Annotated in this window: 13 protein-coding genes; 7 read left to right on the plus strand and 6 right to left on the minus strand. The window is 65.4% G+C overall.

Features of this window, described 5'->3' with window-relative positions; translation table 11 throughout:
* Nucleotides 1-24: 24 nt before the first annotated feature.
* A complete protein-coding gene (locus tag C7401_RS01170; protein WP_112169446.1) occupies nucleotides 25-1,149 on the plus strand; it encodes an amidase in 1,125 nt (374 codons plus the stop codon).
* Nucleotides 1,150-1,172: 23 nt separating this feature from the next.
* Complete coding sequence (locus C7401_RS01175; protein ID WP_112169448.1) at nucleotides 1,173-1,916, plus strand: SDR family NAD(P)-dependent oxidoreductase; 744 nt, start codon at nucleotides 1,173-1,175, stop codon at nucleotides 1,914-1,916.
* 22 nt (nucleotides 1,917-1,938) lie between these two features.
* Here C7401_RS01175 and C7401_RS01180 read toward each other — a convergent pair whose 3' ends face one another.
* Nucleotides 1,939-2,574, minus strand: coding sequence for a response regulator transcription factor (locus C7401_RS01180; RefSeq protein WP_112169451.1), 636 nt, complete (start codon nucleotides 2,572-2,574; stop codon nucleotides 1,939-1,941).
* Nucleotides 2,575-2,919: 345 nt separating this feature from the next.
* On the opposite strand from C7401_RS01180, the gene hpaC reads away from it, so the two are divergent.
* Nucleotides 2,920-3,456: a 4-hydroxyphenylacetate 3-monooxygenase, reductase component gene (hpaC, locus tag C7401_RS01185; RefSeq protein WP_112169453.1), complete on the plus strand. Its 537-nt coding sequence runs from the start codon at nucleotides 2,920-2,922 to the stop codon at nucleotides 3,454-3,456.
* A 101-nt stretch (nucleotides 3,457-3,557) separates the two neighbouring features.
* Here hpaC and C7401_RS01190 read toward each other — a convergent pair whose 3' ends face one another.
* Entirely contained in the window at nucleotides 3,558-5,864 is a 2,307-nt protein-coding gene (locus C7401_RS01190) for a phosphocholine-specific phospholipase C (RefSeq protein ID WP_112169455.1), read from the minus strand.
* 694 nt (nucleotides 5,865-6,558) lie between these two features.
* Here C7401_RS01190 and C7401_RS01195 point away from each other — a divergent pair.
* From C7401_RS01195 to C7401_RS01205, 3 genes are all read left to right on the plus strand, one after another.
* Nucleotides 6,559-7,614 (plus strand): NAD(P)/FAD-dependent oxidoreductase, encoded by a 1,056-nt coding sequence (locus tag C7401_RS01195; RefSeq protein ID WP_112169457.1) that lies wholly within the window; start codon nucleotides 6,559-6,561, stop codon nucleotides 7,612-7,614.
* A gap of 222 nt (nucleotides 7,615-7,836) precedes the next feature.
* Complete coding sequence (locus tag C7401_RS01200; protein ID WP_112169458.1) at nucleotides 7,837-8,208, plus strand: YciI family protein; 372 nt, start codon at nucleotides 7,837-7,839, stop codon at nucleotides 8,206-8,208.
* Nucleotides 8,205-9,470: an RNA polymerase sigma factor gene (locus C7401_RS01205; protein WP_112169459.1), complete on the plus strand. Its 1,266-nt coding sequence runs from the start codon at nucleotides 8,205-8,207 to the stop codon at nucleotides 9,468-9,470. The genes C7401_RS01200 and C7401_RS01205 overlap by 4 nt, the downstream gene beginning before the upstream one ends.
* Nucleotides 9,471-9,594: 124 nt before the next feature.
* Here C7401_RS01205 and galU read toward each other — a convergent pair whose 3' ends face one another.
* Nucleotides 9,595-10,485: a UTP--glucose-1-phosphate uridylyltransferase GalU gene (galU, locus tag C7401_RS01210; RefSeq protein WP_112169781.1), complete on the minus strand. Its 891-nt coding sequence runs from the start codon at nucleotides 10,483-10,485 to the stop codon at nucleotides 9,595-9,597.
* Between the two features lie 306 nt (nucleotides 10,486-10,791).
* Nucleotides 10,792-10,935, minus strand: a complete 144-nt coding sequence (locus C7401_RS44800) for a hypothetical protein (protein ID WP_165841788.1) — start codon at nucleotides 10,933-10,935, stop codon at nucleotides 10,792-10,794.
* Between the two features lie 200 nt (nucleotides 10,936-11,135).
* Between C7401_RS44800 and C7401_RS01215 the strand changes: the two genes are divergently transcribed.
* A complete protein-coding gene (locus C7401_RS01215; RefSeq protein WP_258396789.1) occupies nucleotides 11,136-12,320 on the plus strand; it encodes an acyltransferase family protein in 1,185 nt (394 codons plus the stop codon).
* 46 nt (nucleotides 12,321-12,366) lie between these two features.
* Here the strand turns inward: C7401_RS01215 and C7401_RS01220 are convergent, their stop codons facing one another.
* Both C7401_RS01220 and C7401_RS01225 read right to left on the minus strand, forming a co-directional pair.
* The gene (locus C7401_RS01220) at nucleotides 12,367-14,844 is read right to left on the minus strand and encodes a glycosyltransferase family 4 protein (RefSeq protein ID WP_112169460.1); all 2,478 of its coding nucleotides are present in this window, start codon (nucleotides 14,842-14,844) and stop codon (nucleotides 12,367-12,369) included.
* Nucleotides 14,841-16,307 carry a flippase gene (locus C7401_RS01225; protein WP_112169461.1) on the minus strand — a complete coding sequence of 489 codons (1,467 nt, stop codon included), beginning with the start codon at nucleotides 16,305-16,307 and terminating at the stop codon, nucleotides 14,841-14,843. Before C7401_RS01225 ends, C7401_RS01220 begins: the two co-directional genes overlap by 4 nt.
* Nucleotides 16,308-16,332 lie beyond the last annotated feature (25 nt).

The raw sequence follows: 16,332 nt of genomic DNA on the forward strand, positions 1-16,332 counted from the left end.
GATAATCAAATGGAATCCTAATCGATGAGCGCATTGATCAGTGCCTTCTCCCTTGGCGGTGACGGACCGACCGTCGCCATCAAGGACACCATCGACATCGCGGGCATGCCCACGACCGGCGCAAGCCGCGCGCTCGCCAACGCCGCGCCCGCGCGCCAGCACGCGAGCGTCGTGCAGTCGCTGCTCGACGCTCGCTGGCGAATCATCGGCAAGGCCAACATGCACGAGCTTGCGTTCGGCATGACTGGCATCAACGACCATACGGGCACACCCGTCAATCCGCAGGATGCCGCACGCATTCCCGGCGGCTCATCGAGCGGGTCAGCCAGCGCGGTCGGCCTGGGCCTGGCCGACGCGGCGCTCGGCACCGACACGGGCGGCTCGATTCGCGGCCCCGCCGCATGTTGCGGCGTGGTCGGCCTCAAGCCCACGTTCGGGCGCGTTTCGCGGCACGGCGTCGCGCCCGCCGAATCGACGCTCGATTGCGTCGGCCCGTTCGCGCGCGACGTGCGCATGATCGTCGAGACGATGGGCGCCATCACGCCCGCGTTCGACAAGCAGGCCGCGCTGCAACGCGTGACGGCGTGCCGGGTCGGCGTCGCGCGCGTCGATGCCCAAGCGGACCTGCTCGCGGCCGTCGAGCGCGCGCCGCAACGCGCGGGCTTCACTTCGCACGTCATTGAACTTGCGGGCCTCACGGAAGCCTTCCAGGCGGGCCTTGCGATCATCAACGTGGAAACGTGGACCGCGTTCGGTCATCTCGTCGGCAGCGGCCTGCTCGGCGCGGATCTCGAAGCGCGCCTGCGCGCCGCGTCGCAAACGACGCCGGACCAGGTGAGCGCGGCCGAGCGCGTGCGGCGCAGCTTTACCGATGCCGTGGACCATGCACTCGAGAACGTCGATGTCATCGTGATGCCAACGCTGCCCGCCCTGCCGATCACGATCGACGACGCGCGGCGCGGCGTGTCGGTCATCGCGATGTCGTCGCTCATTCGTCCGTTCAATCTCAGCGGCCACCCGGCGCTGAGCCTGCCCTTGCCGATCGACGGATCGCCGCTCAAGGCCGGACTGCAAATCATCGGCCGGCACGGCGCCGATGAACAGGTCTGCGCCGTGGCCGCCGCATTCGAAGCGGCGCTCGTCGACTAAGTCTTTAAAGGAATACCCAACCCATGTCCAGCAGAGTCGTTCTCGTTACCGGCGCGGCGCGCGGCCTCGGCGCCGTCATTGCCGCGCGTTTTCATGCGGCGGGTTACCGCGTCGCGCTTGGCGACGTCGCGGTCGAAGCCGCGGGTGAAACCGCGCGCGCGCTGAGCGCCGATGGATCGAGCGCGTTCGCCATCGCGCTCGACGTCACGCGCAAAGCGGATTTCGTGAGCGCGCGCGACGCGATCGTCGCGCGCTGGGGACGCATCGATGCGCTGGTGAACAACGCGGGTGCATCGAAAGTGGTACCCGTCATGGAAATCACGGCCGAGCAGTTCGATCAGGTCATCGACGTCAATTTGCGCAGCGTGCTGTTCGGCTGCCAGGTGTTCGGGCAGCATTTCGCGAATCAGGGCGAGGGACGCATCGTCAACATCGCCTCGCTCGCGGGCCAGAACGGCGGCTCGGCCACGGGCGCGCACTACGCGGCAGCCAAGGGCGGCGCGATCACGCTCACGAAGGTGTTCGCGCGCGACCTCGCCGCTTCGGGCGTGACCGTCAACGCGATTTCGCCGGGACCGCTCGATTTGCCGATCGTGCACGAGAGCGTGCCCGCGGACAAACTCGACAAGGTGATCGCCAGCATTCCCGTGGGCCGTCTGGGCGCCGCCGACTATATCGCCGACGCCGCCGTGCTGCTCGCTTCGGGCAACGCCTATTTCGCCAACGGCGCTTGCTGGGACATCAACGGCGGGCTCTACATGCGCTAACGCCCGCCGTGCCCGCGCCGCTTCACGGCGCGGGTGCTTGCGCGTCCTGATCCCACACCGCCATCACATCGCGCACGAGCGTCGCGATCGAGGCCACGCCGAGCTTCTCCTTGATGCTCGCGCGGTGCACGTCCACCGTCTTCACGCTGATATCGAGTTCCGCGGCAATGCGCTTGCTGCCCTTGCCGTCGATCACGCCGCGCAGCACCTCGCGCTCGCGCCCCGTGAGCGATTCGAGGCGCTTGCGCAAATCGCGACGTTTCTGGTCCGCGGCGTGACGCTGCGTGGCGAGCTTCATCGCGCGTTGCACACGATCGAGCATCTGCTGCGAGTTATACGGCTTTTCGACGAAATCGATCGCGCCGTTCTGCAAGGCGCGCACGGACATGGGAATGTCGCCGTGGCCGCTCACGAAAATCACCGGCAAGGTCGCGCTGCGCCGATTCAACTCCGTCTGCACGTCGAAACCGCTCGTTTCCGGCATGCGCACGTCGAGCACCAGACACGCCGGAACGTCGGGATCGAACGCACGCAGGAAATCGGTCGCGTTCGCGAATCCTTCCGACTTGACGCCAACCGACTCCAGCAGCCACGCCAACGAAGTGCGCATGCCGTTGTCGTCGTCGACGATATAGATGACCGGGGCAGGTAATGTCATCTCCTCTCTCCGCTATGGTGGGTTGCGAAGCGCGGCGAGACGTGCCCGTTGCTACCGGCCGCCTCCATTCATCTTCGCGCTCCCGCATTTGTGACGCCATCATAACCAGCCGAAAAAGCCCTGAACAGGCGCATTACCCCTTAATTTCCCCCGGCGACACCAAGGTGCGCGTAACGCTTGCGGCCCAACCTGGTGAAATCTTTAGGCGGCTCGGGAACGACGCCAGCACACGGGCGATTCGCGACAGTATTTTTCGCGCGAGGCTTGCCGTACGCTTGAATCCGAGGCCCAAAGCAACAGACGCCGATACGAATGAACGCAACACCCTTGCACGGAAGACCCGACATGTCCGACACATCCCGCATGACCCCGCTGCCCGCGAGCGACGCCCGCAAGGACTTTCGCCAGGCCATGGCGCACTTGTCCGCCGCCGTCAACGTGATCACGACCGACGGTGCGTTCGGCCGGTGCGGTATCACGGCGAGCGCCGTATGTTCCGTCACCGACTCGCCGCCCACGCTGCTGGTTTGCCTGAACCGTTCGAGCGCGATGCACGCCGCTTTCGCGGGCAACGGCCGTGTGTGCGTGAATGTGCTGCCGGGCGAGCACGAATTGCTCGCGAAGCATTTCGCGGGCCTCACGCAATTGCCCATGGACGAGCGTTTCGACCTGCCGCTCTGGGATGATGGCGAGCACGGCGTGCCGGTGCTGCGCGACGCGCTCGCGAGCCTGCAAGGCGAGATCGTCGAGTTGAAGGACGTTGGCTCGCACTCGGTCATGTTCGTGAAGGCGACCCATATTCGCGTGCGTAGCGACGGCGACGGGCTCGTTTATTTCGACCGCAATTTTCATCGCCTCTCGAGGCTGTGCGCGGCGGCGTGAGTCGGGGCTCAAGCGTTACTCTGGACACCTGACTGAATGAATGACAGTGTGCGCCGCGCGCCGCAAGTTGCGCGGCGCCCGGCGCACTCACCTACAGGGCTTTAGAAGCTGTCGGCGCGCCCCATGCCCGGATCGCTCACCGAGTGGCGGCCCGTTTCGACACGCCCCGCGAAGCGGCGCGCAAAGCTGCTGTCCGAATCGGACGTCACGAGGAAGTCGTACCAGTTGCCGGTCTGCTTCAGGTCCCAGCCCAGTTCCCGGTGCTCGCCCGGATGCAGCGTCACGACCCACGTCGTGCCGTTCTGGCGGCCAAACGGGTCGCCGCCCGCGTCGCGCAGCGCCCCGTAGATGGCGTTCGACTTGACCGTGAGCTGGACCTTGCCGCCGCCGTCGTTGCGCAGGCTCAGAAACAGCGCGTGTTGCCCGTCGCCATACTGCGCGACCACTTCGGGCGTCGCCGCGTTGCGCGCGCCAAGCGTCGACAGGTTGCCCGCGATATGGCGATGGAAGCCGTTCGGACCGAGCACCCACAGGTCATACTTGCCCGCGTTGTTCGCGACAGCGGCCCAGTTGTCCTCCAGCGACTTGCCGGGCTCGACCACATAGCGGCGCGGCACGTTGGCCAGATTCAGCTTGTCGTACACGTGAAAAACCGCACCTGCGCGGCCCGTGTTGACGAACTTCAGCGTGATCGCGCCCGCGGAGAGGTTCGCCTTCGCCTGCACATTCAACTCGTACGGCAGCGCCCGCGACGGACGCACGCCCGCGTCCTGCACCGGCAGCGTACCGTTGGGCGTGACCGGAATCGCCGGCAGCGCCGACTGGGCCGTGACCAGCGCGCTCGCGGCGCTCTGTGTCGTGCTGCCCTTGAGCGTGGGCAGCGCCTCGTTGTTCGGGGCCGCAAAGTTGAATGCGCTCGTCAGGTCGCCGCAAATCGCGCGGCGATAGGCCGTGATCTGCGGCTCCTTCACGCCAAAGCGCTTTTCGAGGAACATCAGCGTGGAGGTGTGATCGAACACCTGCGAATTCACCCAGCCGCCACGGCTCCACGGCGAAATCACCCACATAGGCACGCGCGGGCCGGGCCCGTAGGGGCGGCCGTCCTGGGCCGGTTGCGACGCCGTGGCGGGCGTGAAGTTGTGGTACTCGTACGCCATCTGCGCGTCGCTCAGCGTGGACGCGCCGGCGAGCGTGCCGTCCGTATTGCGCGCGGGCGCCGAAGGCGGCGGCAGGTGGTCGAAGAAGCCGTCGTTCTCGTCGTAATTCACGAGCAGCACCGTCTTGCTGAACACTTCCGGGTTCGCCGTGAGCGCATCGAGCACGGCCTGAATGTACCAGCCGCCGGTGGCGGGCGTCGAAACGCCGGGATGCTCGCTGTACGTCGAAGGCGGAATGATCCACGAGACTTCGGGCAGCGTGCCGTTCTGAATGTCGGCGATGAACGAGGCCAGCAAACCGTCCGGCATCGTGTTCGAGAAGCCCGGCGCGAGCGCATTGAGCGCCTTGTCCGACGGCTCGTACACCGGCAATTGCGGCACGTTCGCGTTGTTGTACTGCGAAAGGCTTTCGCTCGCGAGATACCACGGCCGGCGCGCCTGCGGCATGCTGGCGATCGCCTGACGCCAGTGCTGGAAGCTCATCATCTCGTTGCAGCCGTAGTTGTCGTACAGGCTCTGATAGACCTTCCAGTTCACCCCTGCCGCCGCGAGACGGTCCGCATAGGTCGTCCACGTCCAGCCCGTGGTGCCTTGCGCCGGCAAGCCGACGTCGTTGCCGTCGTTGTACTGGTTATTCAGGACTGCCACCTTGACGCCCGCGCCCGTGGCCGGGCTAACGCCGCTCGACCCGTTCGTGCCCGTCCAGTAGTACAGGCGGTTCGCGATCGTGCCCGTGTGCATCGAGCAGTGATAGTGGTCGCACAGCGTGAATGCGTCGGTGAGCGCGCGCTGGAACGGCACTTCGGCGCTTTCGTAGTAGCCCATCGAAAGCAGCGTCTTGGCGACCGGCCACTGGTTCATGCGGCCGAGCGACCAGGCCGCCTGCGCGTCGGACCACGTGTGCGGCGTGCCGCCCGCGTTGATCGCGTTGCCCTTCGTCGCGTCGAGGTGATACGGCGTGTAGACCTGGCCGTCCTTATAGGTCTGATAAAAGACGTTATTGACGTTTTGCGCGGGGATGGCGAAACGGTCGCCGTAGCCGCGCACGCCCTTCTGCGTGCCGAAATACGAGTCGAACGAGCGGTTTTCCATCATCAGCAGCACGACGTGCTTGACGTCCTTGATCGTGCCGGTTTCGTAGTGCGCGGGAATGGCGAGCGCACGACGGATGCTGGGCGGGAACGCGCTCAGCGCGGCGGCCGACAAACCGGCAGTGGCCGTATTTTGCAGAAACTTGCGACGGGAATTCACGGTGCAGGTGCTCCTTATTATCTGGCTTGATAATCGAGACCTTCGAGTACGTTCACCACAGCGATTCCGCAAGGCGAGCGGGTACGGTTTGTCACGATCGATGCGAAAGCAACGATCGCGCTCCGTGCTCAATGCCGCCTGGACGGAAGGCTGCCTGCCGAGACCCCGCTCGTGGAAGCCCAAAGGACATTTTGTTCTGCGCCTGTGACCTGGCGATAGCCACCCTGCTGGCCATGCCGCCACGCTCAGATTCAGGCGAGTGCCGAATATAAGGGTCGCAAATGACGGGCCGATGTCGGCGTCATTGCGAAGCCGCGTCGGTCATGTTTCTGTCATGTTGAACGTTGCGCGCTCAACGGCTCTGGCGCACCGCCACTCCATCCATTTCGGCATCACCCGCAAGTCGAGCGGAATGGGACTCGCCCCCAGGCCCAATAACGGTGCATGGCGGCGAAGGCGTGACCCTAGCCAGCGCGGTGCGACATTCCGGCGCCGCCATGACCATGTCCGGTTCGACGCCAGCCGCGCGCAGCGCATCCTCCAGGCAGTTCCGGGCAGCTATTCCACGCCCGCAGTAATACCTTCGTTGCGGGTGTGGCATTGCCTCTGTATGGTGGATGTGACGGCAATCGTGACGCAGCCGGATTTGCGTCCCTGATTAAAAGCCCCCGACTCACCTCCATGAGGAATACGTATGGTATCCAAACCAACCCCATCGAGCGCCCCCGACATCCGCACCGACGTGCTGATCGTCGGCGCGGGACCGGTGGGCCTGTTCGCTGCATTCGAGGCGGGCGTGATCGGCCTCTCGTGCCAGATCGTCGACGGCATCGAGCGCCCAGGCGGTCAATGCATCGAGTTGTACCCGGACAAACCGATCTACGATATTCCGGCCATTCCGTCCTGCACCGCGCGCGAGCTCGTCGACCGGCTCATGGAGCAGTGCCGCCCCTTCGACCCGCCGATCCATCTCGGCCAGCGCATCGAATCGCTCGAAGCGCTGGAGGACGGCCGCTGGCGCGCGTGCACCGACCAGGGCCTCGCGTTCAACGCCGCGGCGGTGCTCGTGGCCGCGGGCAATGGCGCATTCGTGCCGCAACGGCTCATGCTGGACGAAGCGCCCGCGCTCGAAGGCCGCAGCATCCATTACAGCGTCGCCGACGTGAACACGTTTGCGGGCAAGAACGTCGCGATCGCGGGCGGCGGCGACTCCGCGCTCGACTGGGCGCTGTCGCTGCTTCCCGTCGCGCAACGCGTTACGCTCGTGCATCGGCGCCCCGGCTTTAGCGCGGCCGATTCCAGCGTGGCCCGCATGCATGAGGCCGTCGCGGCAGGCAAGATGGATTTCGTGGTCGGCACGATTGGCCAGTTGCATGCGCCGCAAGGACGGCTCGAATCGATCGACGTGCGCCAGATCGAAGGTTCGGCGCGTATCGACACGGATCACCTGCTCGTGCTGTTTGGCCTGGTTGCAGCGCTCGGCCCGATCGCGGATTGGGGAATCGCGAACCCTGCGGGAAAGATTCCCGTCGATACGTCGTACTACGAAAGTTCTCGCCCCGGCATTTTCGCGGCGGGCGATATCGCCGCCTATCCCAACAAGCAGAAGCTGATCCTTTCGGGCTTCCATGAAGCGTCGCTGGCGTTGCGCAAGGCCTACACCTATGCGTTCCCGGACAAGAAACGCGTGCACGTGCACTCCAGCTACGACGCCAAACTCGCCGAGCGAATCGCCGCCGTTCATACCTGACGTGTTACCTTGCCTCGAAACACGGTTTCGAGGCTGCTGCGTCGCGAATATGAATGAAACGATTGCTTACCGGCGCAGCAGCAAACGCAGCGAAACCCGAAGCGGACGAGCGCGTCGCAGCGCATTTATTTGACGCTCTCTGTCCAACAGCATGCGGCCCGCGCGTCATTGTGCAGGCGGACCGAATTCGTTCCCCGCCTCAACCCCATGACGGAGGCTCACATGCAATATCTGTTGATGATCTATTCGGACGAAGGCCGTTGGAACCAGATGACGGACAGCGAGCGACAGCAAGGCGTCGCCGCCTATCACGCGTACACGGAGTCGTTGCAGAAAGCGGAAGCGCTGCTGGGCGCCAACCGGCTACAGCACACGAATTCGGCGACCACGGTGCGCCTCGTCGATGCCAAGCCGCAGGTGCTCGACGGTCCGTACTCCGACTCCAAGGAGCAGCTCGCGGGCTATTACCTGATCGACGTGCCCAATCTCGACGCGGCGATCGCGTGGGCGGCGCGCTGTCCGGGCGCGGCCCACGGCATCATGGAAGTGCGCCCCGTCTGGACCGCGCCCTATGACGCGCCCTCCGCTGCATGAGTCAGCCCGCAGGCGCCCCCGCTGACGCTGCCGCGCGCGCGACAGCCGAAGCGGTGGCGCGGCGCAGCTACGGCAAGCTCGTCGCGCTGCTGGCGATGCGCACCCGCGACGTGGCTGCCGCCGAGGACGCGCTGGCCGACGCGTTCGCGGCCGCGCTCGCCGGCTGGCCGGAGCACGGCTGCCCCGCGAACCCCGAAGCGTGGCTCATGACGGTGGCGCGCCGCCGCGCGATCGACGGCGTGCGCCATCGCCAGGTGGGCGACGACGTGGCGAACCAGCTCACGATCCTCGCGGACGAGATCGACGAGCGCGAAGCCGGCGCGTTGCCCGACCGGCGGCTGGCGTTGCTGTTCGCCTGCACGCACCCGGCGCTCGAAGCCGCGATCCGCACGCCGCTCATGCTGCAAGTGGTCCTTGGACTCGACGCGAAGACGATTGCGTCCGCGTTCCTCATGTCGCCCGCCGCGATGAGCAAGCGCCTCGTACGGGCGAAGACCAAGATCCGCGAAGCGGGCATTCCGTTCAGCGTGCCCGAGCGCGACGAATTGCCCGGCCGTCTCGCGGCGGTGCTCGAAGCGGTGTATGCGGCGTATGCGGAGGGGTGGACCGACCCGATGGGCGGCGACACCGTACGGCGCGATCTCGCGGATGAAGCGCTGTATCTCGCCCATTTGCTCGTCGAACTGCTGCCCGACGAACCGGAGACGCTGGGTCTGCTCGCACTGATGTTGTTCGCGCATGCGCGGCGCGATGCGCGACGCGACGCGGCCGGTGAATACGTGCCGCTTTCCGCACAAGATGCGGCCACCTGGAACGCGCCGATGATCGACGCGGCCAACGCCCTGCTGCGGCGCGCCAACGCGCTCAACGCAATCGGGCGCTTTCAGCTGGAGGCCGCGCTACAGTCGGCGCATGTGGATCGCTGCCGCACGGGGCGCGCCAACTGGAACGCCATTGTTCAGCTCTACGATGGATTGCTCGCGATTGCGCCCTCGCCCGTGGTTGCCGTGAATCGCACGCTCGCGTTGGCGGAGCGGGACGGCCCGCAGGCCGCGCTCGACGCGCTCGCGCCTTATGCCGACGATCCCCGGCTGGCCGACTATCAACCCTACTGGGCCGCGCGCGCCAATCTGCTGGCGCGCACCGGTGCGACGGCCGAAGCGCTCGGCGCATACGATCTCGCGATCGGCCTCGAACGCGACCCGGCCGTGCGCCGCTTTCTCCAGGCGCGGCGCATGGAAGCGGCTTCGGCACACGGTTAGCCATCGCTCGATCGTCTGGACTCTGCGCTCGGTGCGTGCGGGGCGCCACAATGCAAACGCGCGGGCGTGAAGCCCGCGCGCATCGAATCACCCCGTAGCGTGGTCGTTACGTCGCTTCCGGGTATCAGGCCGCCGCAGCCAGCGCCGCCGGCAAATGCGTTTGCAGATAAGCCTCGAACTCGTCCTTCACCTCGGGGTGGCGCAGCGCGAATTCGACCGTCGCCTTGAGGTAGCCCAGCTTGCTGCCGCAGTCGAAACGCGTGCCCATGTAGCGATAGGCGAGCACCTGCTCCTCGGTCAGGAGCGACTGCAATGCATCCGTGAGTTGCAACTCGCCGCCCGCACCCGGCTTCAGCGAGCGCAGATGATCGAAGATCGTGGGCATCAGCACGTAGCGGCCCACCACGCCGAGATTCGACGGCGCGACTTCGGGCGCCGGCTTTTCGACGATGCCCGACAGCTTGAACACATCCTCTTCCCACTCGCGGCCATCGACGATGCCGTACGACGCGCTGTGCTCACGCGCGATCGATTCCACACCGATCACCGAGCTGTGATAGTGATTGAATGTGTTCACGAGTTGCTTCATGACCGGCGTGGGGCTGTAAAGCAGGTCGTCCGCGAGAATCACGGCGAACGGCGCGCCGCCCACGAGCTTTTCCGCGCACAGCACGGCATGGCCAAGACCGAGCGCCTCGGCCTGGCGCACATAGAAACAGTCCACGTTGGCCGGCTTGATGCTGCGAACGAGGTCGAGCAGCTTTTGCTTGTTACGGGCTTCGAGTTCGCATTCGATCTCGTACGACTTGTCGAAATGGTCTTCGATCGCGCGCTTGCTGCGGCCGGTCACGAAGATCATTTCGGTAATCCCCGCAGCAATCGCCTCTTCCACCGCGTACTGGATGAGCGGCTTGTCGACGATCGGCAGCATTTCCTTGGGGCTCGCCTTGGTGGCGGGCAAGAAGCGCGTCCCGAGGCCTGCGACAGGAAAGACTGCTTTGGTTACTTTCAACATGATATTCATTCCCAGATCGTTCGTTTGAGTCTCGGTCTCGCAGCGAGGCAAGCCGACTTCCCCGAGGGTTCTGCGTTAGCAGTTCTTGTATTGAAAGGGATCGTATACCGCCTTGTCCGGAATAAAAAAGACCCGTAAATCCTCGTTACGAGCGCCGGTCGGCGCACCGGAAATTATTGCCATTCATTTCGAATAACCGGCATGAATTTCCTGATTCACCCCGTTCCTTTTTTCGAATTTATTCCGTATTGATTGGGTATTGCGTTATGTCTCGCGAGTCAGTCGCGCCGAACATCCGGGCGCGCCTTACTCGACCTCATCGGCGGGCGGCAACGCGCCAGAACGCCTGCGAGAGCGCCGGATAGGCTCATTGCGCAAGGCTTCTCGGTACGCGGACACCCCCACGAGGATCAACAGCACGGCCACACCGGCCAGCAAGTGCAGGTTCATCGTATTCTCCAGCGACCATAGTCGATCACACACAAACTAGCATCACAAATTCCACAAATAAACCGCTTTGCTTTTTAAGCCATTTATTTCTCCTTTTCTCTTTCCACTCCGAATACATTTTGAAAATCTTTTGCGCATTTTCCTCGCGCGCGCGGCCCTAAGATCGCGGTGTACCCTCCCCGAAGGACCGTCCGATACCTATGAGCGATCCCGTATTCCAGTCCGCCATGCCGCCCGCATCGGCGCTACCGGCGCCAGGCGCCGCGCCCGCGCGGGCGAAGGCTGCGACCCGCGAGCTTGCCGGCGACCATCTGATCGAAGGCCTGCGCGGCATTGCCGCCCTGCTGGTGGCCTATTTCCATTGCCGCCAGGTCACCTGGATCGGCATGGGCGCGTTCCACCAGTTGCATGCGAGTCTTGCGAGCCCCGGCACCATCGCCGCGTGGCTCACGCTGCCCATTGCATGGGGCTCGGCGGGCGTGCCGATTTTCTTCGTCATCAGCGGCTATTGCATTCACCGCAGCAGCGCCGCGCGCCTCATGTCGAACCCCGATTTCCGGCTCGATGCGCGGCAGTTCTGGCTGCGCCGCTTCGTGCGCATCTATCCGGTGCTGCTCGCCGCGCTGCTGCTCACGCTGGCTGCCGATACGATCAGCCTCACGCTGCTGCCGGTGAGCCACAAGATCAACGAGATCGGCGCGCACGCGTTTTTCGTCAATCTGTTCTCGCTGCAAGGCGTAGCCGGTAAAACCTATGGCTCCAACGGCGCGCTCTGGACCCTTTCGCTCGAAGTGCAGTTCTATCTGCTCTATCCCCTGCTGTTCGCCGCGCGCCGCCGTTTCGGCCTGAACGCCGTGCTCGCCGCCGTGGCCCTCATCAACGTCGTTTCCGCGCTCACGCTCGAACGGCACGACATCATCGTCTTCACGTCGTACTGGTTTTCGTGGATGCTCGGCGCGTGGATTGCCGAAGTACGCCTGCGCGGCGCGCCCGGCTTTCGTTTCGCCTATCCGGCGGCGGCGCTGTTCGCCGTGGCCGGTTGCGCGGCCTTCCACTTCGGCCAGTTCGGGGCATTCCAGCTGTGGGCCTGCGCGTTCGCCTGCTATCTCGTCAAGGCGCTCGATCGTCCCGCAAGCGAGTCACGCGGCGTGTTGCTGCCGCTGTTCTCGAAGCTCGGCGACTTCAGCTATTCGCTCTATCTGATCCATCTGCCGCTCTTCGTGCTGCTCGGCTCGCTGCTGTTCCGCTCCGCGCTGCAAACGTCCATCTGGCCGTCGTTCGGCTTCACGCTGGCCGTGCTGCCGGTGGCCTGGGTGTTCTATCGTCTTTTCGAGCGTCCCGCGCTCAACGCCGCCGCGCGCCTCAGAAAGCGGGTCGCGGCCTGATCAAAAAAAACGGCGGCGCATGGCGCCGCCGTTTTTCTTTGCGCGGTTACCTGGCGCGCGCCACGACGTCGTCGAGCACGCGCCCCACCGCCTCCACATACTGCTGCTTGCCAAAGCGCTCGCGCGCGGTTTCCAGGCCCTGCACCGCGAGCCGATCGCGCAATGCCGCGTCGTCGTGCAGCTTCGTGATCGTCGCGGCCAGTTCTTTCGCGTCGCCAGGCGTGCAGAGCAAGCCGCTCTTGCCGTGCTCCACGATCTCGGTCACGCCGCCGTCGCGCGATGCCACCACGGGGCGCTGCGCAAGCATGCCCTCCACCACCACGCGGCCAAACGGCTCGGGCGTAATCGACGTATGCGCGATCACGTCCATGGCCCGCATGCACGCGGCGATATCGTGACGGAAGCCCAGGAAATGCACGCGCGCCTCAAGCCCGTTGGCTTCCACGAAAGCACGCAGTTCCGCCGCGTAAGCGTCTTCGCCAAACAGCGGCGCGCCAACGAACACCGCATGCGCGCGCGGCTCGTCGAGCAACGCTTCGAGCAGCACATGCTGCCCCTTCCAGCGTGCAAGACGGCTGAACGCGCCAACGAGAAACGCGTCCTCCGGCAGGCCGATCTGCGCACGCAGTTGCGCCTGCGGCACACGCGCGAGCGCACGGAATGGGGAATCGTCCACGCCGTTGTGCACGACGTCGATACGCCGCGCATCGAACTTCGTGAGCTGGGCGAACACCTTCGCCGACGCATGCGAATTCGCGATCACATGCGCGAGGCCGAGCTTCGCGCAGCCCTTGATGACGGCGCGCTGCACGCGGCCGAAATGCTCGTCGCTCACGATGTCGCGCAAGTGCCAGACCACGGGCTTGCGCGCGAGCTTGCCGGCCAGCACGCCGATCACCATCGCGCGTTGCGTGTTGGCGTAAAGCACGTCGGCCCCGCGCGCACGGCGGCGCGTCTCGCGCACGAGCGCGGCAACGCCCGCGAGCACGCCAAGGCGCGGCGCAGTGCCGCCGTCGCGGCGCACGTTGCGCAGCGCGCCCGAATCGAGCACCTCCACGCTTGCGCCGGCCGCATCGAGCGCCTCCCTGAAGGGCCCGTCGTTGAACAGCAGGACGTCGATGCGCGAACGCAAGCCCTTCACCACTTCGAGCAGCGACAGCTCCGCGCCGCCCAGCACGCCGCTCTGGTCGATGGCGAGCACGCGCGGCGCCTCCGTTGCGTCCGCCTCGATCTCCACGGGCGGCGCGCCGCGCGCGGAGCCCGCACGCGAGATCGCGGGCACGGCTTGCGCCACGCGCGCGAAAAACTGCTCGCGGAAATGCGCCGCCGAAAAGCGCTCGGCGTTGGCCCGGCAATCCTCGGCCCGGAAGCGGCCCGGATCGCTTTCGAACGAATCGACGGCCGCGATGATCGCCTCCGCGCTTTGCTCCTCGAAGAACAGGCCCGTGGGGCGCGAGCCCGTGTCGCGCACCGTTTCGAGCGCGCCGCCCTTGCCGAACGCAATCACGGGCGTGCCACATGCCTGCGCCTCGACCACGGAAATGCCGAAGTCCTCTTCGGCCGCGAACACGAAGCCCTTTGCGCGCCGCATCCGGTCGTGCAGCACCGCGAACGGCTGATAGCCCAGCACTTCCACATTGGGCGTCGCCTTCGCGCGCACCTTGTGCATGTCGGGGCCGTCGCCGATCACGACGAGGCGTCGCTCGGGCATGCGCGCGAACGCCTCCACGATCAGATCGATTTTCTTGTACGGCACGAGACGCGAGGCCGTCACGTAGAAGTCCTCTTTCTGCGTTTCCAGCTCGAACGCCGCGACATCCACAGGCGGATAGACCACTTCGGCCTGACGCTGATAGACCTTCTGGATGCGCCGCGCGATGAACTCGGAGTTGGCCACGAACTGGTCCACCGAATTCGCCGTGCGCACGTCCCAGTTGCGGATGTAGTGCAGGATGACGCGCGCGAGCATCGACTTCGGACCGCGCGTGAGGCTCGATTCCTGAAGGTATTGATGCTGGAGGTCCCATGCGTAGCGAATGGGCGAATGCACGTAGCTGATGTGAAACTGGTCCGGTCCGGTCAGTACGCCCTTCGCCACCGCGTGGCTGCTTGAAATCACCACGTCGTAGGCCGACACGTCGAGCTGCTCGATGGCGAGCGGCATGAACGGCAGATACGCGCGATAGCGTTTGCGCGCGCCGGGCAGCTTTTGAACGAACGAAGTCGTGGCGCGCTTGTTGCGCAGGAACGCGCGGTCCTTCGACTCGACGAAGTCGACCACGGAGAAGAGATCCGCCTCCGGAAAGCAGGCGAGGATCTGTTCGAGCACGCGCTCCGCGCCCGCATACGTGACGAGCCAGTCGTGCACGATGGCCACGCGTGGCGCACGCCCTGCGGCGAGTGCCGGCCGTAGCGGCATGACGGCGCCCGCTTCGGGGCGGCGCGGTTTGTTGGCTTCGCGCCGATGTACGGGCGCGGTGGCGCTTTCGGACGGCGCCGCTTCGTCAATCAGTTCGTGACTCATGCGCTTTTCCGTGAATTCAGTCGAAAGAGAAGGGAACGTGCGTAGCCGCGCAGCATGGGCGTGGTCGCAACCGACCACACCACGTTGGCGAGCGCGAGCACGACACCGGCGCCGATCGCGTACAGCGCGTCCGGCAGCCACCACGCGAGAGCCAGCGCGGCGGCGAGGAAACTCAGGTGTGCGAACATGTCGACGAGAATCGTGCGACTGTGAATGCGCGAGAGCCAAAGCAGCACGACGTAGTCGAACAGCGCGCGAAACAGCACGGCGGCTGCCGCGCCCGGCAAGCCGAAGCGCGAGATGCCGAGCCACAGGAGGCCCGCGAACAGCGGCAGCTCCACGAGCCCCACGCGCGCAGCCGCGGCCGGGTTGTTCTGCGACTGGATGAGAATGCGCGTGACGCCCGCCTGGCCGATGAGCCACACGGCGATGATCAGCACGCGCCCGACCGGCGCGCCATGCTCGGCGATCACGGGCCCGACCCACGCATGCAGGAAGGGCTGGAGCACGACGATCGCGCCGATGGCGATGGGCGTGAATACGGCATTGAGAAATTGCAGCGACTGCGCGGCGATTTCATCGGCATGCTCGCGGCCCAGCGCCGAGAGCCGCGGAAACAGCGTGCGCACCAGTGCATTCGGCACCATGTTCAGGCGCGTGACCAGGTTTTGCGGCACCGTGTAGTAGGTCACGAAGCGCGCGCCGAGGCCCGCGCCGAGCATCATGCGGTCGAGCGAATCGGCGACCATCGTCGTGATGCTCGCAACCAGCATCCAGCCGCCGAAATTGAACAGCGCCTTCGAGGTGTCGAGGCGCGGGCCGCGCACATGGCGTATGCCGAGCACGCGCAAAGCGGAACGGCCCAGCAGAATGGCGGCCACCAGGCGCGCGAACACGGCGGCGGCCAGCACGGTTTGCAGGTTCGGCGCGTACCACCAGGCCGCGCCGAGCGGCAGCAACTGGAACAGGAAGGTGCCGAGCGTCTGGTTCGTGTTGTAGATGCCGAATCGTTCCGCGCCGTTGATTGCGCCCGCAAACACCCATGACACGTTCGCCACCGGAATCGCCACGGCAAGCCAGGGCAGCGCGAGATAGACCTCGTGACGCAGTTCCGGCGTCACGTGCGTGAAATAAGCGGTATAGAGCGCGCCGCCCGAATAGATCAGCAGGCCGCCTATCACGCCGGTCGTGAAGTTGAGCCAGAACGCGCTCCAGAACACGCGCTCGCAGGCGTCGGCGTCTTTCGAGGCATAGGCCTTCGAGATCTGGTTTTGCGCCGCCATGCTCATGCCGAGATCGAGCACGCTGAAGTAGCCGATCAAGGTCCACACGAGGGCGATCACGCCATAGCGCTCGACGCCGAGCAGACGGATATACGACGGCACCGTGACGAGCGACACGAAGGTCGGCAGCACGAGACCGAACAGATTGATCGCGACGTTGCGCAGTATTCCTTTATCCATTAGGTATCCAGTTGCGTGGCCCGTG

It is taken from the genome of Paraburkholderia unamae, from assembly GCF_003268775.1.
Lineage (GTDB): Bacteria > Pseudomonadota > Gammaproteobacteria > Burkholderiales > Burkholderiaceae > Paraburkholderia > Paraburkholderia unamae.